This window comes from Actinomyces ruminicola (assembly GCF_900103885.1).
GTDB classification, from domain to species: Bacteria; Actinomycetota; Actinomycetes; order Actinomycetales; family Actinomycetaceae; genus Actinomyces; species Actinomyces ruminicola.
The window spans coordinates 51,773-73,185 of the sequence record NZ_FNIM01000013.1 but is presented as its reverse complement, the minus strand read 5'-3'; the positions used below and the strand labels follow the sequence as shown (position 1 = coordinate 73,185).

Here is a 21,413-nt window from a genome sequence, read left to right as displayed (position 1 = left end):
CAGGGGTCCTGGTCTCGCTCATGGCCCCATCCTGCCACCGCGGCGGCGCCGACGGCGATGCCCGCCGTTCGTCTCAGCGCCCGGCGGCGATGTCGGTGCGGTACTGCGCGCCGTCGAGGTGGATCCTGGAGATGGCCTCGTAGGCGCGGGCGCGGGCGGCGGCCACCGTGTCCCCCAGGCCGACCACGGACAGGACCCGTCCGCCGGAGGCGATCAGGTTGCCGTCGTCGTCGCGGGCGGTGCCGGCGTGCAGGACGTGGACGCCGTCGAGCGCCTCGGCGTCGGGGATGCCGGTGATCAGGCCGCCGGTGGTGACGGTGCCCGGGTAGCCGGGGGCGGCCAGCACGACGTCGACGGCGGCCTGCTCCGACCAGCGGGGCGCGGGGACCTCTGCGAGGCGGCCGGTGGCGGCGGCGAGCAGCAGCTCGGCCAGGGAGGAGTCCAGGCGCGCCAGGACGGCCTGGGTCTCGGGGTCGCCGAAGCGGACATTGAATTCGACCACGCGCACGCCCTTGTCCGTCAGGGCCAGGCCGCAGTAGAGCAGGCCGATGAAGGCGGTGCCGCGGCGGGCCATCTCGTCCACCACCGGCTGGGCGACCTCTCGCAGCACCTGTTCGGTCAGGTCGGCGGGCGCCCAGGTCAGCGGCGTGTAGGCGCCCATGCCGCCGGTGTTGGGGCCGACGTCGCCGTCGCCCAGCCGCTTGAAGTCCTGGGCGGGGGCGAGCGGGCGGACGGTGGCGCCGTCGCACACGCAGAACAGGGAGACCTCCGGGCCCTTGAGGTAGTCCTCGACGACGACGGTCCCGCCCTCCTTGGCCAGGCAGGCGCGGCCGTGGGCGAGGGCGGCCTCGAGGTCGGTGGTGACCACGACGCCCTTGCCGGCGGCGAGCCCGTCCTCCTTGACGACGTAGGGCGCGCCGAAGTTCTGCAGCGCGACGCGCAGGTCTTCCTCGGTGGCGCAGGTGGCGGAGTCGGCGGTGGGCACGCCCGCGGAGGCCATGACTCGCTTGGCAAAGGACTTCGAGCCCTCCAGGCGGGCGGCCTCGGCGCCGGGCCCGAAGACGGGGATGCCGGCGTCGCGGACGGCGTCGGCAACCCCGGCAACCAGGGGCGCCTCCGGGCCGACGACGACCAGGTCGGCGGCCATCTGGGTGGCCAGGTCGACGACTTCCTCCGGCGAGGTGGGGTCGATCTTGATGTTGGTGGCGATGTCGGCCGTGCCGGGGTTGCCGGGGGCGACGACGAGCTCGGTGGTGGCGGGGTCGGAAGCGAGGGCACGGGCCAGGGCGTGCTCGCGCGCGCCGGACCCCAGCAGCAAGATCTTCACGTCCCCAGCCTAGCCGTCCGGCGCCCGTTCGTCGCCCGTTCGTCGCGCCACCCCCTCCCCTCGCCGAGATCGGTAGAAGTGACGTGCCCAGATCGGTAGAAGTTACGTGGCGAGTTCGGTAGAAGTCACGTGGCGAGTTCGGTAGAAGTCACGTGCTGAGGTCCGTCTGGTTGACCGTCGCCGGCTGTCGCGCCCCACGGGCCCGCCGTCACATCGTCAGATCAACCGACTTCGACACGTAACTTCTACCGATCTCGGCGAAGGGTGGGCACCGCTGCCCATGGCGGCACGGGCTCACCCGAGTAGCCTGCCAGGGTGCGCGGTTCCCAGCCGCGGCGCAGGAAGGACCACCCTCATGAGCGACGGCGATCACGGCTCACACGTCGGCGACGGCTACGGTCTCCCGGGCGCCCCCGGAAACTCCGCGGCCACCGGCAACCCCGCCGGTTACGGCAGCACCTGCGCCCCCGGACACACCGGCACCCCGCCCCCATCCGCACCGCCCCCGGACCTGGGCGAGATCGGCACCTGGACCACCGCCGCCGGGCACGACTGGCTGGTGCTGTCCGACCCGGACGCCGACCAGCTGCTGCTGGCCGCCTACTTCGACCACGGCCTGGTGGACGAGCCGCCCGCCCGCCTGGACGCCGCCGCCCGCCTGTGCGGGGCGCTGCGCTCCGAGCTGCAACGGCCGATCGAGGTCGGTGTCGGCGAGGTCTCCGTACCCGAGGTCGCCGTCGAGCTGGAGCCGACGATGCTGGGGCTGCGCATCCGCGGACGCCGCGCCGCCGTGCTCGGCGCCTGGGCGCGACTGGGCGAGCTGTTCGACCGCCCGGACCTGCCCGCCAGCGCGCCACTGCTCCCCCGCCAGCTCAACGCCTGGAACCGGGACCTGGCCACCTACGCCGGCGTGACCGCCATGAACCTGGCCGACATGCCCATCCACGGCCCCGACGGCGAGGCCGGCCGGCTGCTGTCCTGCGAGCTGCTCGCCCACCTGGATCCGCGCCGCGGCGAGGTCCGCCACGTGCTGATCACCAACGATCCCGCCGTGGTCGGCGTCGGCTGGACGTCCGACCCGCCCGCCGCCGCGCCTCCCACCCATCCGCCCCGCTACCTCGACCGGCGCCCGGCCCTGGTGCTGTGCCCGCCCGACGACGGCGTGGTGCTCTCCGGCACCGCCACCCCGGGCGCCGACGCCTATGTGGCCGGGTTCGTCATGCAGTCATTGATCGGCACCCTGCTGGACCGGATGGGGATGCAGGCCCGCCTCGGCTACGAGTACATCCCCCTGCGCGACGCCTTCTACTGCTGCTTCGCGCTCAACACCAACGACGGCCGCCTGGGCGGGCGGGAGGTGATGGCCGTGCACGACGCCGTCGTCGCCCGCCCCCAGCCCGTGCCCGACGCGCTCATCGAGCGGGCGCTGGCGGCCTACGGTCCCTCCGAGGCGGTCGACCACGCCCTGCGGCTACGCACCAGCGGCCGGGCGGGCAGCGTACAGCCCACCGCCGACGGCGTGCGGCGGGCCCTGGCTCAGATCCGGGCCTCGGTGCACCTGCCGCTGCGTGAGGAGACCGAGCCGCTGGCGGAGCAGGCCGGCTACCTGCTCTGGAAGCACATTGATGAGCCCGGGGACGACGTCACTCTTCTCCACGAAGCGCCGCAGCACCGGCGCGATGCCGGACATCCCGACGCCATCAGGCTCACCGCCCACCAGATTCAGACGCACCAGTTCAAGTGGGAGCAGCGCGGCCTGCCCCGGCGCTGGCTGCCCGCCCGCTCCGTCGGCTACCGGTGGGTGGACTCCACCCGCCTGGTGATGGCCTGCTACGACCCCTCCGACCAGTACCTGGAGCTGATCGACGACCGGCTGCGCACCGTCAACCTGTACTGGGACGAGGTCGCCGCCCACCCGCAGCTGCGCGCCGAACTGGAACGCCGCGGCATCTGGGGCCTGCCGCGCGGTACCTTCGGACGCATCCAATGACCGCGCCCGCCGGGGCCGACCGCCCCGCCGAGCCCGGCCGCGCCCAACACCCAAGCACACAGTCAGGCAGGTGAGCCCGGCATGAGCGACGTCGTCGAGCCCGAGCACGAGTGGGCCTCCTTCGCGGGGCACGACTGGATGGTGCGCACCGCGAGCCTCGAGCCCGGGCAGGCGCTGCTGGGGCTGAGCCTGGACTACGGCGCCGTCGACGAGGCTCCCGCCGCGCTCGACACCTTGGCGCGCCTGTGCGGGGCGCTCCAGGCCGAGCTGCAGCGGCCGATAGAGCTCGGCGTCGGCGACGTCTCCGTGCCCGAGGCGGAGGCGAGCTTCACCGCCACCAGACTCACCGTCGCCGTCTGGGGACGGCGCGAGGCCGTGCTGCGCGCCTGGGCGCACCTCGGCGAGTTGTTCGCCGACCCGCAGCAGCTGAGCACGGACGCCAAGCCCGTGCCCCGCCCCGGCGTCGTCTGGGACCGCGATCTGGCCACCTACGTCGGCACGAACACCCAGACCCTCGGCAATCTGCGCATCCACGCTCCCGACAGCGAGGCCGCCTGGGAGGCCGTGCGCGCCCTGCTGGCGCACCTGGACCCGCGGCGCGGCGAGGTCCGGCACGTGTTCGAGACCAACGACCCCTACCTGGTGGGGGTGGGGTGGACCGCCCAGCCCGCCTACGGCACGGCGCCGGCCCGCCCGCCCCTGTACCTCGACCGCCGCCCCGCGCTGCTGCCCTGCAACGACGATGGGCGCATCCTGCTGAGCGCGGTCGGGAACCCGGGCGCGAACACGCTGGTGGCCATGCGCGCCTTGGCCCGTCAAACGATTCGCACCCTGCGGGAGTTCAACGTCTATGACGACCTCGGTCTGAACGTCGTGGAGCTGCGGGACGTCGCCTACTGCTGCATCCACCTGGACGAGCAGGTACCGACCTCAATGCTGCTGCGCCGCATCATTGAGCAGCTGATTCACAACCCGCTGCCCATCCCCGACGCCGTCGTCGATGGCGCGCTCGAAGAATTCGGGGCCGAGCAGATCGCCGCCCTCGACCGCCACCTGCGCCTGACCGGCCGCAGCGCCGAGCTGCACCCGACCTCCGCCGGGGTGCGACACGCCTATGACCAGTTGTGCGCCTCGGTGCACATTCCCCTGAACGGCGAGACCGAGGCCCTGGCGAACCGCTACGGATACCTGGTCTGGGCCCTGCCGGAGGAACCCACCCGGCTGGAGGTGTCACTCCCCCGGGACCCGGCGGGTGCCCGGGACATCTCCCGTCCCGAAAGCGTGTGCGTCGGCGAGCACACGCTGTCCGCTCTGTGGCACGAGCGCCGTCGCGGCGACGACGGCACCTGGCGCCTGACGGGCAACACCTCCGTGCGTTGGGCCGACATGTCCCGCCTGCAGCTGACCGGCTACGACGCCGACAGCCAGGTGCTGATGCTCGTGGACGACCGCATGCGGCGCGTGTTTCTGCCGTGGGATGAGATCGCCGCCCGCCCGGCACTGCGGGCCGAGATCGAGCGCTTCGGCATCTGGCGCGCGCCGCGCGCCCAGCTGGGCGACTGACATCCCGCCCCGCCTTCCTGCGCCCCTCGCCGAGATCGGTAGCAGTTACGTGCCGAGATCGGTAGCAGTTACGTGCCGAAATCGGTCGTTGTGACGGCGCGCCCCGCTCATGCCTGCACCACCGCGGTGCGACGCGGGTCCAGCCGCACCGTCACCTCCTGCCCAGCCCGCACCGGCTCGGCGCCGTCGTCGGCAAGCACGGCGGTGGCAGTCTCTCCCGCGAGCTCAACCCCGATCACGCGCCTCCCGCCGCGCATTCCCACTGCGGACACGGGCACCCGCACACCCGCCTCGGTCCTCCCACTGATGACGACGTCGGCTCCAGCGCCCACGTCGTCGGCGGCGTAGGCGGTCAGTGCTCCGGGCGCCAGCGCCAGGAGTTCCCCCGGTCGTCCCTCCAGGAGGCCGGACCAGCCCAGGCGTGCGGCGGCGTCGACGTCGAGCAGCGGGCCGAACCCGAGGAACCGGGCCACCGGCGCGCTGCCGGGGTCGGTCCACAGTTGTTCGGGAGTGTCCAGGCGCAGCAGGCGGCCGGAGGCCATGACGCCGACCCGGTCGGCCACGCTCATGGCCTCGTCCTGGTCGTGGGTGACGTACAGGGCGGTGGTGCCCTGCGCCTTCAGAATCCTGCGCAGATCGGTGGCGAGTTGCTCCCGCAGGGCGCGGTCGAGGGCGGACAGCGGCTCGTCCAAGAGCAGCAGGCGGGGGCGGGGGGCGAGGGCGCGGGCGAGGACCACCCGCTGCGCCTGCCCGCCGGACAGGGTGGTCACCGCCCGGTCCCCGTATCCGGGCAGGCCGACGACGTCGAGCACCTCCTCCACGCGGCGCGCCCGCTCGGCACGCGGCATGCCGGCCAGCCCGTAAGCGATGTTGCCGGCGACGTCGCGGAAGGGGAACAGCTGCCCGTCCTGGAACATCAGCCCGAAGCCGCGTCGGTGCACGGGTACGGGGACGACGTCGTCGCCGTCCCAGGTGACGGTGCCGTCGGCGATGTCCTCCAGGCCGGCGACGGCGCGCAGCAACGAGGACTTGCCGCTGCCGGAGGCGCCGAGCAGGGCGAGGACCTGGCCGCGGGGAACGTCGAGGCTGACGGCGTCGACGGCGGTGAGCGGGGCGGCGCCGCGAGCACCCGGGTAGACGACGCTCAGGTTGCGCACGCTCAGGCCGGATTCGGCGGGCGGCGTGTCGGCGGTGACGGAAGCGGAGGCCTCAAGGCCACGGCCGCGCCCCCGGGCGGTGGAGTCAGGGGTGTGGGGCTGAATCATGCCGGGGCTCCTGGGCTGTTGTTGGGCGATGCGGAGGACGTCGTTTGTGCGGGACCCGGCACGTTGTCGGCACCGGTGTCAGCGACCATATCTACCGATCTCAGCACGTAACTGCTACCGATCTCAGCACGTAACTGCTACCGATCTCGGCACGTAACTGCTACCGATCTCGGCGAGTGGGGGCGGGAGTGGGGCGCGAGTGGGGGGCGGGGGCCGGGGTCTGGAGGCGTTCGCAGGCGAGCATGAGGGCGGCGGCGCCGACCGCCAGCACCACCCCGGCGGCCAGCCCCATGCCCTGGTTCTGCGCGCCCGGGGAGCCGACCAGCCGGTAGACGACCACCGGCAGGGTCGGCCCCTGGGGCCGGGCCAGGAACGACGTCGCCCCGAACTCCCCCAGGCTGGTGGCCAGGGCGAAGCCGGCGGCCAGGCCCGCGGCACGCAGCAGGTGCGGCCCGTCAATGCTGGCCAGCACCCGGCCCGGGCCGGCGCCGAGCGTGGCCGCCACCTCCCGCTGGCGCGGGTCGATCGCCCGCAGCCCCGGCAGCAGGGTGCGCACCACCAGCGGCACCGCGACCACCGCCTGCGCCAGCGGCAGGATCCACCAGCTATTGGTCAGTCCGCTCGGGGTCAGGGTGATCAGGAAGCCGAAGCCGACCGTCACCGCCGACACCCCGAGCGGCAGCATGAAGACGGCGTCGAACAGCGCCACGGCACGCGTCAGCAGGCGGCGTCGCGGGCTGCGGGAGAGCACCAGGCACACGGCCGTGCCCACCGTCAGGGCGATCACCGTGGCGGCTGCGGCCACGCGCAGCGAGTTGCCGGCCGCCTCCCAGACGGAGACGAGCAGGGCGTTGTCGCCGCCGGTGGTGGACAGGTCGGCGTAGTTGGCCAGCGTCCAGCGCCCGGCCCGGCGCAGCGAGCGGATCACCAGCACGGCCATGGGCGCGATCAGCAGCCCGACGATCGTCACGGCGGTCAGCGCCAGCGCCGGGAGGTCTCCGGCACGCAGCGGGGCGGCGGGCACGTCCGTGCGCAGGGCCAGGTGGGCCTGGCGGGCACGGCGGGCCCGCTCCCCCGCCCACAGGGCGGCGGCGATCACCACCAGCTGCACCACCGACAGCACGGCGGCGGCGCGCAGGTCCAGGAAGCGGGCGGTGAGCTGGTAGATCTCGGTCTCGATGGTGGCGGCGCCGGTTCCGCCCAGTACCAGCACCACCCCGTAGGCGGTGGCGCACAGCAGGAAGACGGTGGCTGCGGCGGAGGCGACGGCGGGCAGCAGGCTCGGCAGGGTGACGGTGCGCCACGCCCGCCACGGGGAGGCGCCCAGCGCGCGGGCCGCCTCCACGGCGCGCGGGTCCAGCCGGCACCACATGGTGCCGACATTGCGCACCACGTACCCGTAGTTGAAGAACACCAGGGCGGCGACCACGGCGGTGCGCGTGCCGTCCAGGTGCAGGCCGCCGAGCGGCCCGCCGGTGGTCACCAGTGCGTGGAAGGCGGTGCCGACGACGACGCCCGGCAGCACGAAGGGCACGGTGACGATGCCGCGCAGCAGGTCCCGCCCCGGGAAGCGGCGCCGGTAGAGCACCAGCGCCCCGGGGATGCCGAGGGCCACGCAGATGGCGGTGGCCGCAGTGGCCTGCACAAGGGTCTGGCCGATGACCCGCCAGGTGCGCGGCCGGGCGAGCACCTCGCCGAAGCCGCTCAGGTCGAGCGCCCCGTCGGGCGCCAGGCCGCGCCCGATTAGAGTCAGCACCGGCCAGGCGAAGAACACGCCGAGGAAGACCAGCGGGAGCGCGACGGCGAGGGTCCAGCCGATCCGCTCCCCCGCCGTCGCCCGTGGGCCGTGGGCTGCGCGCAGCCCGCCTGCGCTCCCGCCCCCTCTCACCGAGATCGGTCGAAATAACCGCCGAGATCGGTCGAAGTTGCGCGCCGCCGTCACTGGCCGACGGCCTCCGCCCAGGCGGTCAGCCACTCCTGCTGGTGGGCGGCGATGTCGGCCGGGTCGACCACGATCGGGTCCTCCGCCGTGGAGCCGAAGCGTGCGAGCGCGTCCGACAGGGCGGCGTCGGGGTCGACGGGGTACATGTACATGGCGTCCGGGATGGCCTCCTGCACCTGGCGCGAGAGCATCCAGGCCACGAAGGCGGCGGCGCCGTCGGGGTTGGCGGCCCCGGCCAGCACGCCCGCGTACTCGACCTGGCGGGTGGCGGTGCGTGGCAGGGCGGCGGTGGTGGTGGCTGCGCCGTCGTCGGTGAGGGTGGCGGCGGGCGAGGAGGCGTAGGAGACGACGATCGGGTAGGCGCCGTCCCCGCCGCCGGCGGTGAAGTCGGTGTAGTAGGCGTCCGACCAGCCCTCGTCGATCTTGGTGCCGTTGGCCACCAGGTCCTTCCAGTACTGGGCGAAGCCGTCGACGCCGAAGTGGCCGATGGTGGCCAGCAGGAAGGCCATTCCGGTGGAGGAGGTGGTGGGGTTGATGGCGACGAACAGGTCCTTGTAGGCGGGATCGGTCAGGTCCTCAAAGACGGCGGGCGGCTCCAGGCCGTGGTCGGAGAGCCAGAAGGTGTCGACGTTGACGCACACCTCCCCGAAGTCGATGGGCACGAGCGCCGGGGTGTCGTCGACGATATAGGGGGCCAGGTAGTCGGCGGCGCCGTCGGGCAGGTTCAGGGCGGTGTCGGTGTCTATGACGCCCTCGGCGAGGATGCGGGAGGCCATGGTGTTGTTGATGCCGAAGACGGCGTCGCCCAGCGGGGCGTCCTTGGTGAGGATGAGCTTGTTGGCGACCTCACCGCCGTCGCCGGAGCGGGCGATCTCCAGGGTGTAGCCGGTGTCGGCCTCGAAGGCGGCGATGAGGTCGTCGGGCAGATCGAAGGAGTCGTAGGTGACGACGGTGACCTTGCCGCCGCCCGGCGCCGTGGACTTGGCTCCGGAGCCGCTGCTGCCCGAGCCGCAGGCCGCGAGCGCCAGGCCTACGGCGGTGGCGGCGCCCCCGGCGAGCAGCGCACGGCGGCTGGGACGGATGGCGGCGAGTGGGTGGGCGCTGCGCGTTGCGGTGGCGCGTGCGGCACCGCCCGTGGCGGGGTACCTGGTGGGCTCGTTGATGGTCATGATGGTCCTCCTGGATGGGCTCTCCGGAGGGCCCGGGCGCAGCCGGTGCGCCCGGGGAGATTCTCGACTTCCTTCGCCGGTGCTAACCGGGGCAGGTTCGAGGGTCTGCGGCTGCCCGCACTCTCAGCGCCGTGGTCGTGGGCGGGGCGGGCCCGCCGACGACGGGGCGCTCCCCTGTCGTTGTGGGGCCAGCCTAGCGCGATGCCGCATGGCGGCAACTTGTGATTCCGCTGCGCGCTGCGGAGCAAAAGCCTGAACGGGGTGCGTCCGTGGCCTTGGCCCCCCGGTACATGTGACAGGATCGGGGGTGGGGTCGGCGACCGGCCGCAGCGCCGTCGCCGCCGTCGAGTGTCCAGTCAGCGAGCAGATTTCAGGGAGTCACCACCATGAAGAACAGTCTCAGTTGGACGGTTGCCTCCGCCCTTTCCCTACTGGTCTCCGGCGCCGTTGCCGAGAAGGCCGTGGCCGTCGGGTGGAAGGCCATCACCGGCAAGCCGGCCCCCAAGGACGAGGAGCAGGTGCTCAGCTACCGCCTTGGCGAGGTGGTCGCATTCGCGGTGATCTCCGGCGCGGTCATGACCTTGACCCGGCAGCTGACGCTGCGCCAGGCCGCCAAGATCCACGCCCGCCGCAGCGGGGTCGTGCCCGGCGCGGGTGAGGCGCCGGCCCTGGAGGCCTAACTGGGGGCCTAATGCCTGACGCGGGGGCGCCGGCGCTGTAAACGCTCTCGGCGTCGGCGCTGTCAGTGATTCCGGCGCAGCGGGGTGACGGTGCTGTCGGTCGGCCCGAAGGCCGTAGTCGAGCCACCGGCGGAAGCGCCGTCCCAGTCGGGGATGAAGGGGCTGGGCAGCGGCCTGAACCAGTTGTCGAAGTGCTCGGGCGCGTCGGCGGGCGGGATCAGGCCCATGGTGATCAGCGCGTGGGCGGGCTGGTCGGGGCCGGACAGGGCGTCCACCCAGCCATCCCAGCGGTCCTCGTCGATGTCGGCGCCGCGCGAGTCGGCGATGACGCCGCCGAGGTTGAAGATGTCGTGGAGCACGAGGACGTCGGCCAGGGTGCGCGCCAGCGGTTCACCGACCGCCGGGCCCCCGTCGGTCAGGCGCAGTGCCATATCCCGGGCGGTGCCGCGCAGCTGGAAAACGAACTCGTAGTCGTAACGGGTCAGCCACAACTGCGGCAGGGTGGAGCCGATGTGGGTCTCGTCGAGCTGGCCCAGGTGGGCACCGCGGGGCAGCTGGGCCAGGTTCTCGAGGTCCTCGGCGACGGACATGTCGAACAGGAAGGCGCCCAAGGCGAAGCAGCGGGCGGCTTCCTCCCCGAGCGTGCGCGCCAGTCGCGGGGAGTACACCTCGGACAGGACGGTGGGGATGTCGTCCCAGTCGGGGACGGGGAGTTCGGCGGCGGCCTGGGCGGCAAGTTCCTCGGGATCGAGGCCTTCGAAAGGTTCGTAGGCCTCGTCAGGGATGTCGAAGTCGGGGCCGCCGACCCCGGCGCCGAAGGCGTCCGGGCCGCCGTTCAGACCCGCCGCCATATCGCCACCTTGCAGGAAGGCGCGGAGTCCGGCCAGGGCCTGCCAATGGGCCGGCGGTTCCCATTCGAGGGCCTCCCACACTCCCATCTGCTTGTCGCCCCGCACCTGGGTGCGGCCCGCCTCATAGTTGCGCCAGGTCTGCTCGGAGACTCCGGCGCGTGCTGCCATCGCCGGCACGCTCAGCCCCAGTTCCTGGCGGCGGGCGCGCATAGCCTGGGCAATGTCGGGATCGTCGGGCTCGTGGTGGTCATCGGTACTGCGGTTTGGGCTCATGTCGACTTCCTCCAGGGTCCGGTGCAGCCATGGCTGTTTGGGCGGCGGCGTAAGCAGCGCGTCGGCGACGCGCAGGCGAAGCTGCCGAGCAACCCGTTAACGGCGCTCCCGAGCGGTCTTGTCATCGGGACTCCTGGGTGGTCGCGTTGAGCGAACTCCCGGGCCGCCGCGATCCGCCCGTGTTCCCGCAGCGTATCGGGAACGGGCGAGCGAGGCCAGCGGCAGGCCCGTCGGCCGCGGCGGGCACCAAGCGCGTACCGACACCCGGCTGCCCGGCGAGCACCGGGTGGGGAGATTCATTTCTGCCCCGCGAGCTGCAGTGGATCGGCGCGAGCGCCCCGTCACATGCATCCCCGTCAGCGCAAACTCGTTGCAGACAGGTACAACGACGTGATCCGAGGTCGCCTGGGCCACCGGACCAGGCCGACCGTCGGCCTGGTCCTGAGGACTTCATCGTCGGCGTGGGTCACGTGGACTACGGACCAGGTCGATCTTCAACCTCACCTTCCGGCAGGGGCGCGAAGAACTCATCGAGAGCCTTAAGATCGAGGCGCACCCCGAAAAAAACGACGTTCTTCCGGAGCCACGGCCCTCAGCGTGGCAACAGGTCTGCCACCCCGAGCCTCCGCATGCTCAAGGCGCCTTCACAACTCCCTCAGTAACAGACTTTTCGCTGAAATTCCGCCAATCCGCACCAGTCAGCCCAACCCACCTCCAAGTCTCCCATGTGCGCCGACATCCCCGCCGCTCATGGGAGACCTCCCACCACCCCTCCCCGCAAACCTGAAACCGCAGGATCAAGCCATTTCAACCAACACACTCATTTCTTAAGCGTGCGGCACACCCGCTGCGCCCCTGCGCGCCAACACCCACCTTCCCCGGCCACGCTCCTCCGTCCCAACACACCCGCCGCACACGCACCGACGCCTCCACCGGATACGCACCCCGCACCTGTCACAGAATGCACCACTTTCGGACCGCGTCACTGTCAGGATCACGCTGGAACTGCAGGATTCCGCGAACACGGCTGACGCGGGCTGCGGTCGCGGGCCTGAAAGCGGTGCATCCAATGACACCCGACGCCACGCCGGCAGCCGCCGGCAGCCAGGCACCAACGCCAACAGCTCCACCCCAGCCATCTCCCCCGCGCCCCGGCGCGCCCATTCACGCGCATCCCAGCCGCGCCTTGGTGACGCCTGCGCACCCGCACCCGCCCACCTGCGTAGGCTGACGCCATGAGTTGGTTGCTGGGCTTGCGCATCGCGTGTGCCGTCATCGTCGCGGTCACGACGGTGGTCGGCGTGTTCGTCTTCGGCCGCGCCTGTCGCACCATCGCCAACCGCATGGGCGTGGGCCGCCCCGTCCCCCGCGAGCGCCTGCACCCCGTCTGCCGCCGCCTGGCACGCATGCTCGGCGAGGTAGTCGGCCACACCGCCTTCAAGGGCCGCCCCTGGATCCGGGCGGCGCACTGGCTGGTGATGGTCAGCTTCCCACTGCTGTTCCTGACCCTGGTCACCGGCTACGGCCAGGTGCTGGCGGGGCCGCAATGGGAGCTGCCGTGGCTGGGACATCAGGCCTGGTGGGCGTGGGTGGTTGAGCTCATCGCCTGGCTGAGCCTGGCCGGCATCATCCACCTGATCGCGGTGCGCCGCGTCCTGACCCGCCGCCGCGCCGCCGCGCCCCCCTTCGACGCCGACTCCGCCGGCGGCACCCGCACCCGCACCTCCCGCTTCGCCGGCTCCAGCCAGGGGCAGGCGCACTTCGTGGAAGCGGTGGTGGCCGGAGTGGTGGTCTGCGTGCTGGTGCTGCGGATGCTGGAGCACGCCCAGTTAAACCTCTCCCCCGACCCGGCCGACGCCGCACTGGCCCACTGGACGCACTTCCCGCTGACCGCCTGGACCGGCCCACTGCTGGCGCCGCTCAGCGCAAACGCCCTGGCCGCCGCGATCACGGTGGTGGCCACCATCAAGGTGGTCATCTCCATGAGCTGGTTCGTGGTGGTGGGCCGACAGCCGTCGATGGGCGTGGCCTGGCACCGCTTCCTGGCCTTCGTGAACCTCTACGCGCGCCGCAACCCCGACGGCACCAAGGCACTTGGCCCCGCCAAGCCGCTGCTGCTGCCCGACGGCCGCCCGCTCACCGCCGACACGCTGGACGACCTCGACGCCGCCATGGAGGCCGCCGAGGCGGCCGGCACCGAGGTCAAGCTCGGCGTGGAGCGCATTGAGGACTTCACCTGGAAGGGCCTGCTGGACTTCTCCACCTGCACCGAGTGCGGCCGCTGCCAGGACCTGTGCCCGGCGTGGAACACCGGTAAACCCCTGTCCCCCAAGCTGTTCACGCTGGCCCTGCGCGACCACCACGCCGCCGTCGCCCCCTACCTGCGCGCGGCGAGCGCCCTCGGCATCGAGCCCGACGACGTCACCGAGGCGATGCTGGCCGAGCGCCGCAGCGCCCGGGGCCCGCTCGGACGGCTGACGGGCATGACCGACGGCCTGGAGGACGACGACGATCTGGGCCTGGCCCCGGGCAGCGCCCACACCGGCGACGTGCTGGGTGCCCTCCTGGCCGCCAAGGCCGCCCCCACCGAGTCGGGCGTGGCCACGCGCCCGGCGCCCTTGGCCGGCGAGGTGGTCCCCGCCGACGTGCTGTGGGCGTGCACCACCTGTGGGGCGTGCGTGGACCAGTGCCCGGTGGACATCGAGCACGTCGACCACGTGATCGATGTGCGCCGCCAGCAGGTGCTAATGGCCTCGGCCTTCCCCAAGGAGCTGGGGCAGATGTTCCGCAAACTGGAGTCCAAGGGAAACCCGTGGGGCCTGGCGGCGCGCAAGCGCATGGACTGGACCAAGGGCCTGGACTTCGATGTGCCGGTTATTGGTGAGGACATCGAGTCGGCCGAGGAGGTCGACTACCTGTTCTGGGTGGGCTGCGCGGGCGCCTACGAGGACCGGGCGAAGAAGACGACGCGGGCGGTGGCCGAGCTGCTGCACACCGCGGGGGTGTCCTTCGCGGTCCTGGGCGACGCCGAGGCCTGCACCGGCGACCCGGCCCGCCGCGCCGGCAACGAGATCCTGTTCCAGACGCTGGCGGCACAGAACGTCGAGACGCTCAACGAGGCCGGGGCCCAGAAGATCGTGGTGACCTGCGCCCACTGCTTCAACACGCTGGCCCGCGAGTACCCGCAGGTGGGCGGGCACTACGAGGTGCTGCACTACACGCAGCTGCTGAGTCGGCTGGTGCGGGAGGGGCGGCTGCGTCCCGTTCCCCCGCAGGCGGGGCCGACGGCGCCGCCCGCCGCAGGGCCTGAGGCGGGCGGCGCCCCGAGCGTCACCTACCACGACGCCTGCTACCTGGGCCGCCACAACCGCGTCTACTCCCCGCCGCGCGAGCTGCTGGAGGCGACCGGCGCCGCCACCTTGGAGATGCCGCGCAGCGGCGAGCGCGGATTCTGCTGCGGCGGCGGCGGGGCCCGGGCCTTCATGGAGGAGTCGATCGGCACCCGCATCGCGGTGGAGCGCTCGCGGGAAGCGATCGGCACCGGCGCGCAGGTGATCGCCACGGCCTGCCCGTTCTGCACCACCATGCTCTCCGACGGCGTCGCCTCCGAGGGTGCCGACGTGCGCGTCACCGACGTGGCCACCCTCATGCTGGAGTCCGTCCGCCGCGGCCAGCAGCCGACGCCCGCCTGAGAGCGTTTCCGCCCGGCGGCCAGCAGCCGACGCCGGTCGGGCCACCGGCCGCCGCTACGCCCTCCCGACGGCGTCGGCCGGCTCGACGTCGACCTCATCGGCCCGAACACGACCACCACGCCGCAGCCCCGGGCCCGAACCGCCGCCCCCACAAACACCAAGAGCCCGTCTGCAACGCCGGTTCACCGTTTACTACGCCACTTAGCGGTCTGCTGAAGGCCTCCGAGGTATTCAGCAGACCGCTAACCGGCGTTCCAAACACCGAAGTGGCGTAGCAGACGAGCCGCCAGACCCGCCCCAGGCACCTCTAGAAGTCCGTCTGAACGCTCACCCCGTCCATAGCGTCACGGATGTCTCTGGGGAGCCCATCTCCCTGCCGCAAGATCAACATCCGACCATCCTGAACCTTGATGATCGTCGACGACGCCGTGGTGCCCTGATGCCTGCCCCGAGGATCAGGTCCACCTCGTCACCGATCTGCTCGCTCATGAGTTCTAGGTCCACCAGGACGCCGTCGGCCCGGCCGGACAGGTTCGCAGATGTCATCGCTACCGGCCGTCCAGTAAATCCCAGTAATCGTTGCAGGGTCGGGCTCGACAACACCCCCAGCGCCACCGTACCGCCTCCGCGCACCAGGAAGTCAGGCACCACCCGACATCTATGACTATGAATACCCTGGGAGGCACGCCTCCGCATATCTCCACTAAAAGAGCCTGTCACAGACGTTTACAACCATGGCCACATCGTGATACCTTTACTCCATGAACGCTGAACAGCCCCTGACGCCAGAACAACTAGACGCACATCATGAAGTCATCCATGCCGCTAAGCATTTACTGTCACTCAGTCCTTCAGCAGTTCCAGAAGACAGCAGAACGAAACTACCAACAACACCGAACGATATTCTACGCTCAGTCGCATCCCCGATGGACCGAACGAAGCCGCGCACCCCGGACATCGACCGCACACAGGATGCAGTATACGAGGCATCTTTAGCCCTGATTCGTTCACTAGCTCGAGCGGAACACGATGATGAGCAAATCGAGCGGCAGCGGTATATACTTCACACCGCTCTTGAGGATTACCGTATCGCGGTAGACCGCGCACCGAAACAGAAATGAACGACCGGCCGCCCGCCGGGACGGGCGAGTCGAAGAGGACTCCGGTAAGCGGGTGCGGGTCCGGCACGGCTCAGCTCCGGTAGGGGTCGATGTGCAGGCGCATGCCGCGCGGGTCGCGCACCAGCCCGGCCGTCTCCAGCAGCCGACCGACCTCCGGGTCGAGCGCGGAGACGCCGTTGAGCGTCTCCACCACGCGCTTGCCGGAACGGGCCGCCCGGCGCAGCAGGTCGCGGGTCTCGGCGGCGACGACGGCGGCCAGCGCCCGCTCCAGCTCCGCCCGATTGGCCGTGTAGGCGGTCAGGGCGCGCAGCCGCTCGGCCACGTGCAGCACCGGCCGCCCGCCTATCAGGACCACACGCGCCCCCTGCCGCGCGGCCGGGCGCGGCAGCTCCGCGGCATCTGCGACAGCTGCGGCCCGCGCGGCCAACTCTGGTGGTAGCGCCGGCTCGGGCCAGGGGACGACGCCGCCCACGAGGCAGGCGGGGTCCTTCAGGTCCAGCACCACCGGCACCGGTGCGGCGCCAGGATCGGGTGCCGGTAGGGACTCGGAAGTCGCACCGGAGGGCCGGGAGCCCTCGCCCTTCTGCACGGCAGTGGGAGCCTCCATGACATCGCCGTCGGCGTCCCGCCCCGCCAGGGCACGCAGCCGGTCGACGGTCTCCCGGCCCGCGAACTGGCTCGGCCCGAGCCCGTCGACGAAGGCTCCGCGCGCCACCACGCCGGTGTCCTCCATGCGGCGCAGCACCGGCAGCAGCGGGCCGATGCCGCCCGGCACGCCGGCGGCGAGCGCCACGTCCCTACTGACGACGCCGTAGCGGTCGAGCAGGGACTCGACGTCGACCACCGCCTGCTCCTCGGCCGTAACCTGCTGCGGGGAGAGCCGGTGCCAGGAGGCCGTTGCGAGCGCGGCCACGAGTGCCGGGTTGTGGCCCGCGGCCACGGTGCTGCCGTTGGAGGGGACGCCCCCACCGGTCGAGGCCGATGGCCGCCGGGAGCCTGGTGGCGGCAGCGGCTGTGATGCGGGCGGCGTCGAGCGCGGCAGCCCCGCAGACCCAGCCAGGCGGGCGCGGTCGGTGTAGTAGCCACTGCGGTAACCGCCGTAGCGGCGCGTACGGCGGCTGCTCACCCGCCGGAGCGGGGCGGCGGTCGGCCGGGGCTGGAGGACCGTGCGCACCGGCGCGAAAGAGCTGGCCGTCAGCCGCCCGGAGAGCACCAGCGCCCAGTGCTCCTCGGGGTCTAGCTCGTCCCGACCGAGGCTCGCCCCAACTGCGGGAGCCAGCGGCGAGTCGGAGGGGAAGAAGGCGATCTCGCCAAGTAGCGCGCCGCTACGGCTCGGATCAGTAGACCTTGGCGCAGCAGCCGCGACCGACGGCGCCGGGACGCCCGCAGTGGCGGCCGCATCCGCACCGGCTGCGCCCCGCGCCCGGCAGACCCAGACCACCTCCCCCGAGGCGATGAGCTCGTCCAGCACGGAGGGTCGGTAGTCGGCAACCCGGGCCGGGAAGACCACCGCCTCCCACAGCCCGGCGGGCAGCCACACGCCCTCCAAGGCGGCAATGGCCTCCGCGAGCGCCTCGACGCCATGCGGGGGCGCGATCCCGACGCCGTATGCGGCGCTGCCGGCCACAGCACCAGGCCTTGCCGGCGCCCCGGCAGCTGCGGGCTCGGCGCCCGTGTACTCCACACGCGCAGTTATGCCGGCGCGCTCCAGCACGAGTTGCTGCAGGGCGGCGGCAGGCACCGGCTTCACGGCGGCGCGCGCCTTGGCCAGCGAACGGTTGCGCACCCGGGTGAACACTCCAGGCGCCATCCAGCGGGCCTGGTCGCCGCCGCCCAGGCGCATGAGCGTGCCCTCGTCGGCCAGTGCTTTCAGCTCGTCGGCGGCCACGGACACGCCCAGCCCGAAGGCACGGGCCACCGCCTCGGCCGTCACCGCGGCGTGCGTGCGGGCATGGCGCAGCAGCAGCTCGGCCAGTGGCGTGCGGGACCCGGCGACAGACGAGGCCCCATCCGCCCAGTCGGGCACCGCGACGCCTAGGGCACCATGCAGCACCGTGGCGTCCTCCGTGCGCGCCCAGCACTCCCGCCCGCCCACGCGCACAGGGAAGGCGCGCCGTGCCCGTTCCAGCTCCGCGAGCCCGGAACGCACGACCGCGAGGATCCCGGACCCGACAGCAACGCCGACATCCGCACTGCCACCGCCCGAGGCCGACTCACCTTCCGTACCGCCGCCTGCCGCATCGGGCTCAGGCTCGCCCACAGCCTCGTGCGCCACCATCTCACCCGCCGACTCGCCGTCGTCGCCCCGGCAGCGGGCGGCGAGCTCACCTACAGTCAGCGGCCCGAGCTCGCGCAGCAGGTCGGCCAGGCCCTCGGCGTCGGCGCGCACCCGCCGCCCGGGCTCCAGCCGCTGCAGCTCGCACTCGACCCGCGCCATGACCTCCTCGTCCAGCAGGTCGGCGATGCCGCCGTCGCCCACGAGTTCGGCCACGGCGTCGGGGTCCAGGGAGAGCAGGTGGGCGCGGCGCTCATCGTTGGGCACGTCGTACTGGTACAGGAAGGTGGCGGTGTAGCCGAACAGCAGCGGGCCGGCGAAGGGGGACGGCGTGTGCGTGGCCGCCTCCACCACCTGCGCCCGCCCCGCGGCGAGGCGTTCCATGAGGCCCCGCAGGGCGGGCAGGTCCCACACGTCCTGCAGGCATTCGCGGGCCGCCTCCACCAGCACCGGGAAGCCCGGGAACTGCCGGGAGGCCTCCAGGAGTTGGCCGGCCTTGAGCCGCTGCAGCCACAGCGGGGTACGGCGGCCGGGACGGGCTCCCGGCATCAGCAGGGCGCGGGCGGCGCACTCGCGGAAGCGGGCGGCGAACACGGCGGTCTGGTCGACGCGGGTGCGCACCAGCTGCTCGATCTCCGCAGGATCGAAGATGAACAGTTCGCCACCCGGCGGGCGCTCACTGGGCGGTGCGAGCAGCACCAGGCCGTCGTCGCCGGTGACGATCTGCGGGTCGAAGCCCAGCATGCGGCGCGCCCGCTCCTTGATCGCCATGGCCCAGGGCTCGTGCACGCGGCGGCCCAGCATGCTGTGCAGGATCAGCCGCCAGTTGCCGTCCTCGTCCCGGCAGCACTCCAGCACGATCGTGGTGTCGCTGGGGACGACGCCGGTGGCCGCCCGCTGCTCGCGCAGCAGCGACACCAGGTTGGCCTGGGCACTCGTGTCCAGGCCCGCGCGGCCCAGACGCTCGGTCAGCTCCGGCTGCGGAGGGTCCCCGAAGCCGCCGTCGCCCAGGGCCGCGGCCGCCTCGCGCAGGAAGGCGCCCTTGGCGGCGCCGGTGGGGGCGGGCCGCCCGACCCCCTCGCCACGCCAGAAGGGCAGGCGGGCGCTGCGGCCGGGCGCCGGGTCGACGACCACGCGGTCCGCCCCGATCTCGCGAATGCGCCAGGAGGAGGTGCCCAGGGTGATCACGTCACCGACGCTGGACTCGTTGACCATCTCCTCGTCCAGCTCCCCCACGCGGCGGCGGCCGGCGGCGGCGTCGCCCTCGGGCAGCATCACCGGGAACAGGCCGCGGTCGGGGATGGTCCCGGAGGCGGCGACGGCCAGGCGCTGCGCAGCGGGGCGGGCGGTGAGCGCGCCGGTTTTGCGGTCCCAGAAGATCCGCGGGGAGAAGTCGGCCAGTTCGGCGGAGGCGTAGCCGCCCGCAAGCAGGTTCAGGACGGAGTCGAAGGCGGTGCGCGGCAGGCCCCGGTAGGGGGCGGCGCGGGTGACGGTGGCGTACCAGTCGTCGGCGGTGCGGTCCTCGACGGCGACGGCGGCCACCGTCTGCTGGGCGAGCACGTCCAGCGCGTTGGGCACCAGGGAGGTGCGCTCAATGCCGCCGGTGCGCATGCCCTCGGCGGCGACGACGGCGTCCACCAGTTGGGTGTGCTCAACCGGGTAGATGATTCCGCGGGGCCGCCCGCCGACGCGGTGCTCGGCGCGGCCCACGCGCTGCAGCCCGGCGGCCACCGACGGCGGGGGCGCCACCTGGAGGACCAGGTCGATGGAGCCCATGTCGATGCCGAGCTCCAGGGAGGCGGTGGCCACCACGCAGCGCAACTCGCCCGACTTGAGCTCCTCCTCGACCTCGCGGCGCTGCTCCTTGGAGACCGAGCCGTGGTGGGCCTTGGCGATCACGGGGACGCCCTCCGGCAGGGGCCGGGCGTGGTGGCTCTCCCCCATCTCCCAGGACTCGTGGTGACGGACCGGTTCGAGGGCCATGTCTTCGGAGCCTTCGGCAGCCGCCGGGCCCCGCGCGGCCAGGTACTCGGCGTAGGCCTCGTTCAGGTGGGCGGTCAGGCGCTCGCACACACCGCGGGAGTTGACGAAGATGAGCGTGGTGCGGTGGGCGAGGATCTGCTCCAGCAGGGCGTGCTCGATATGCGGCCAGATGGAGGCCGTCATGCGGGCCGGGGCTTCGCCGTCGGCGCGGCCGGGGGCCATGGCGGCGCGCAGGGCCCGATCCGAGCGCCACGCCTCCCGGCCGCTACGGCCGCCCCGGCCGCCGGTCCCGACCGGCGCCCGGCCATCCGCGCGAGTGCTGCCGACACGCGCGCCGACCGGGTCACCCGCGCGATCACCGGCTCCACCGCCCACACCCGCCGTCCCGCTACGCCGGGGCGTGCCCCGCAGGGCCCGCTCGTGACGATCCCAGGTGGCCGGCACGCGGGCCATGTCCGTCACGGGCACGGCCACGGTCACGTCGGGGGCGGTGCGGGCGTCGTCGGCGATGATGCTGACGGGATGGGTGCCGCCAAGGAAGCGGGCGATCTCCTCGGGCGGGCGCACGGTCGCGGACAGACCGATGCGCTGGGCGGGCCGGGGCAGCAGGTCGTCCAGGCGCTCCAGCGACAGCGCCAGGTGGGTGCCGCGCTTCTCGCCGGCGAAGGAGTGGATCTCGTCGACGATCACCGTCTCCACGCTGCGCAGGGTCTCGCGCACTGCGCTGGTGAGCATCAGGTACAGCGACTCGGGGGTGGTGATGAGGATGTCGGGCGGGTGAGTGCGCAGGCGGCGGCGCTCGGCCGGGGTGGTATCGCCCGTGCGCATGCCCACCGAGATGGGGGCGGCGGGCGCGTCCAGGTCTGCGGCGGCCGCGGTGATGCCGGCCAGGGGACGGCGCAGGTTGCGCTCCACGTCGGCGCCGAGCGCCTTGAGCGGGGAGATGTACAGGACCCGTACCCCACGGTGCGGCTGCCGGGCGGGGCGGTCGGCCGAAGTGGGCTCATCGCCCTGGGCCACCTGCGCCCCGGGACGGGCGAGCCGGTCAATGGCGGAAAGGAACGCCGCGAGGGTCTTGCCCGAGCCGGTGGGGGCGATCACTAGGGCGTTCTCGCCGCGGCCAATCGCCTCCCAGGCACGCAGCTGCACCGGCGTCGGCCCGGCCGGGAAGGCGGCGTCGAACCAGGCGCGGGTGGCGGGAGCGAAAGTCTCGGGCAGTGTCGGCGGCATCGGGGCCAGGATAGGCGTGGGCACCGACAGGAATAGAGCCCCTAGATCGCAC

Annotated in this window: 12 protein-coding genes; 5 read left to right on the top strand and 7 right to left on the bottom strand. The window is 72.6% G+C overall.

The genetic code is table 11. The features are described 5' to 3' along the window. Window positions 1-73: 73 nt before the first annotated feature. The gene (gene purD / locus BLR49_RS10170) at window positions 74-1,327 is read right to left on the bottom strand and encodes a phosphoribosylamine--glycine ligase (RefSeq protein ID WP_092537273.1); all 1,254 of its coding nucleotides are present in this window, start codon (window positions 1,325-1,327) and stop codon (window positions 74-76) included. Window positions 1,328-1,682: 355 nt separating this feature from the next. On the opposite strand from purD, the gene BLR49_RS10165 reads away from it, so the two are divergent. Together BLR49_RS10165 and BLR49_RS10160 are read left to right on the top strand one after the other, a co-directional pair. Further along, on the top strand, window positions 1,683-3,317 hold the full coding sequence (locus BLR49_RS10165; protein WP_092537271.1) for a hypothetical protein: 1,635 nt from the start codon (window positions 1,683-1,685) through the stop codon (window positions 3,315-3,317). A gap of 81 nt (window positions 3,318-3,398) precedes the next feature. Then, on the top strand, window positions 3,399-4,880 hold the full coding sequence (locus BLR49_RS10160) for a hypothetical protein (RefSeq protein ID WP_092537269.1): 1,482 nt from the start codon (window positions 3,399-3,401) through the stop codon (window positions 4,878-4,880). A 107-nt stretch (window positions 4,881-4,987) separates the two neighbouring features. On the opposite strand, the gene BLR49_RS10155 is transcribed toward BLR49_RS10160, so the two are convergent. From BLR49_RS10155 to BLR49_RS10145, 3 genes are all read right to left on the bottom strand, one after another. Beyond that, the gene (locus BLR49_RS10155) at window positions 4,988-6,145 is read right to left on the bottom strand and encodes an ABC transporter ATP-binding protein (protein ID WP_092537267.1); all 1,158 of its coding nucleotides are present in this window, start codon (window positions 6,143-6,145) and stop codon (window positions 4,988-4,990) included. A gap of 160 nt (window positions 6,146-6,305) precedes the next feature. Then, window positions 6,306-8,033 (bottom strand): ABC transporter permease, encoded by a 1,728-nt coding sequence (locus tag BLR49_RS10150; protein WP_245690602.1) that lies wholly within the window; start codon window positions 8,031-8,033, stop codon window positions 6,306-6,308. 50 nt (window positions 8,034-8,083) lie between these two features. Continuing rightward, window positions 8,084-9,256, bottom strand: a complete 1,173-nt coding sequence (locus BLR49_RS10145; protein ID WP_092537263.1) for a thiamine ABC transporter substrate-binding protein — start codon at window positions 9,254-9,256, stop codon at window positions 8,084-8,086. Window positions 9,257-9,642: 386 nt separating this feature from the next. Here BLR49_RS10145 and BLR49_RS10140 point away from each other — a divergent pair, with 386 nt between their 5' ends. Next, the gene (locus tag BLR49_RS10140; protein ID WP_092537261.1) at window positions 9,643-9,936 is read left to right on the top strand and encodes a DUF4235 domain-containing protein; all 294 of its coding nucleotides are present in this window, start codon (window positions 9,643-9,645) and stop codon (window positions 9,934-9,936) included. A 62-nt stretch (window positions 9,937-9,998) separates the two neighbouring features. On the opposite strand, the gene BLR49_RS10135 is transcribed toward BLR49_RS10140, so the two are convergent. Next, a complete protein-coding gene (locus BLR49_RS10135; RefSeq protein ID WP_092537260.1) occupies window positions 9,999-11,060 on the bottom strand; it encodes a helix-turn-helix domain-containing protein in 1,062 nt (353 codons plus the stop codon). A 1,235-nt stretch (window positions 11,061-12,295) separates the two neighbouring features. On the opposite strand from BLR49_RS10135, the gene BLR49_RS10130 reads away from it, so the two are divergent. After that, window positions 12,296-14,752 carry a heterodisulfide reductase-related iron-sulfur binding cluster gene (locus BLR49_RS10130; RefSeq protein ID WP_092537259.1) on the top strand — a complete coding sequence of 819 codons (2,457 nt, stop codon included), beginning with the start codon at window positions 12,296-12,298 and terminating at the stop codon, window positions 14,750-14,752. Between the two features lie 384 nt (window positions 14,753-15,136). Here the strand turns inward: BLR49_RS10130 and BLR49_RS14020 are convergent, their stop codons facing one another. Continuing rightward, entirely contained in the window at window positions 15,137-15,448 is a 312-nt protein-coding gene (locus tag BLR49_RS14020) for an L-threonylcarbamoyladenylate synthase (RefSeq protein ID WP_092537257.1), read from the bottom strand. 65 nt (window positions 15,449-15,513) lie between these two features. Here BLR49_RS14020 and BLR49_RS13075 point away from each other — a divergent pair, with 65 nt between their 5' ends. Next, complete coding sequence (locus BLR49_RS13075; protein ID WP_143013745.1) at window positions 15,514-15,873, top strand: hypothetical protein; 360 nt, start codon at window positions 15,514-15,516, stop codon at window positions 15,871-15,873. 70 nt (window positions 15,874-15,943) lie between these two features. Here BLR49_RS13075 and BLR49_RS10120 read toward each other — a convergent pair whose 3' ends face one another. After that, a complete protein-coding gene (locus BLR49_RS10120; RefSeq protein WP_092537255.1) occupies window positions 15,944-21,361 on the bottom strand; it encodes a DEAD/DEAH box helicase in 5,418 nt (1,805 codons plus the stop codon). Window positions 21,362-21,413 lie beyond the last annotated feature (52 nt).

Excerpts from the sequence above, each read along its gene's own strand:
- BLR49_RS10145 (WP_092537263.1), bottom strand. The coding sequence starts at position 9,256 with ATGACCATCAACGAGCCCACCAGGTACCCCGCCACGGGCGGTGCCGCA.
- BLR49_RS10140 (WP_092537261.1), top strand. The coding sequence starts at position 9,643 with ATGAAGAACAGTCTCAGTTGGACGGTTGCCTCCGCCCTTTCCCTACTG.
- BLR49_RS10135 (WP_092537260.1), bottom strand. The coding sequence starts at position 11,060 with ATGAGCCCAAACCGCAGTACCGATGACCACCACGAGCCCGACGATCCC.
- BLR49_RS10165 (WP_092537271.1), top strand. The coding sequence starts at position 1,683 with ATGAGCGACGGCGATCACGGCTCACACGTCGGCGACGGCTACGGTCTC.
- BLR49_RS10130 (WP_092537259.1), top strand. The coding sequence starts at position 12,296 with ATGAGTTGGTTGCTGGGCTTGCGCATCGCGTGTGCCGTCATCGTCGCG.
- BLR49_RS14020 (WP_092537257.1), bottom strand. The coding sequence starts at position 15,448 with ATGCGGAGGCGTGCCTCCCAGGGTATTCATAGTCATAGATGTCGGGTG.
- BLR49_RS10120 (WP_092537255.1), bottom strand. The coding sequence starts at position 21,361 with ATGCCGCCGACACTGCCCGAGACTTTCGCTCCCGCCACCCGCGCCTGG.
- BLR49_RS10155 (WP_092537267.1), bottom strand. The coding sequence starts at position 6,145 with ATGATTCAGCCCCACACCCCTGACTCCACCGCCCGGGGGCGCGGCCGT.
- BLR49_RS10160 (WP_092537269.1), top strand. The coding sequence starts at position 3,399 with ATGAGCGACGTCGTCGAGCCCGAGCACGAGTGGGCCTCCTTCGCGGGG.
- BLR49_RS13075 (WP_143013745.1), top strand. The coding sequence starts at position 15,514 with ATGAACGCTGAACAGCCCCTGACGCCAGAACAACTAGACGCACATCAT.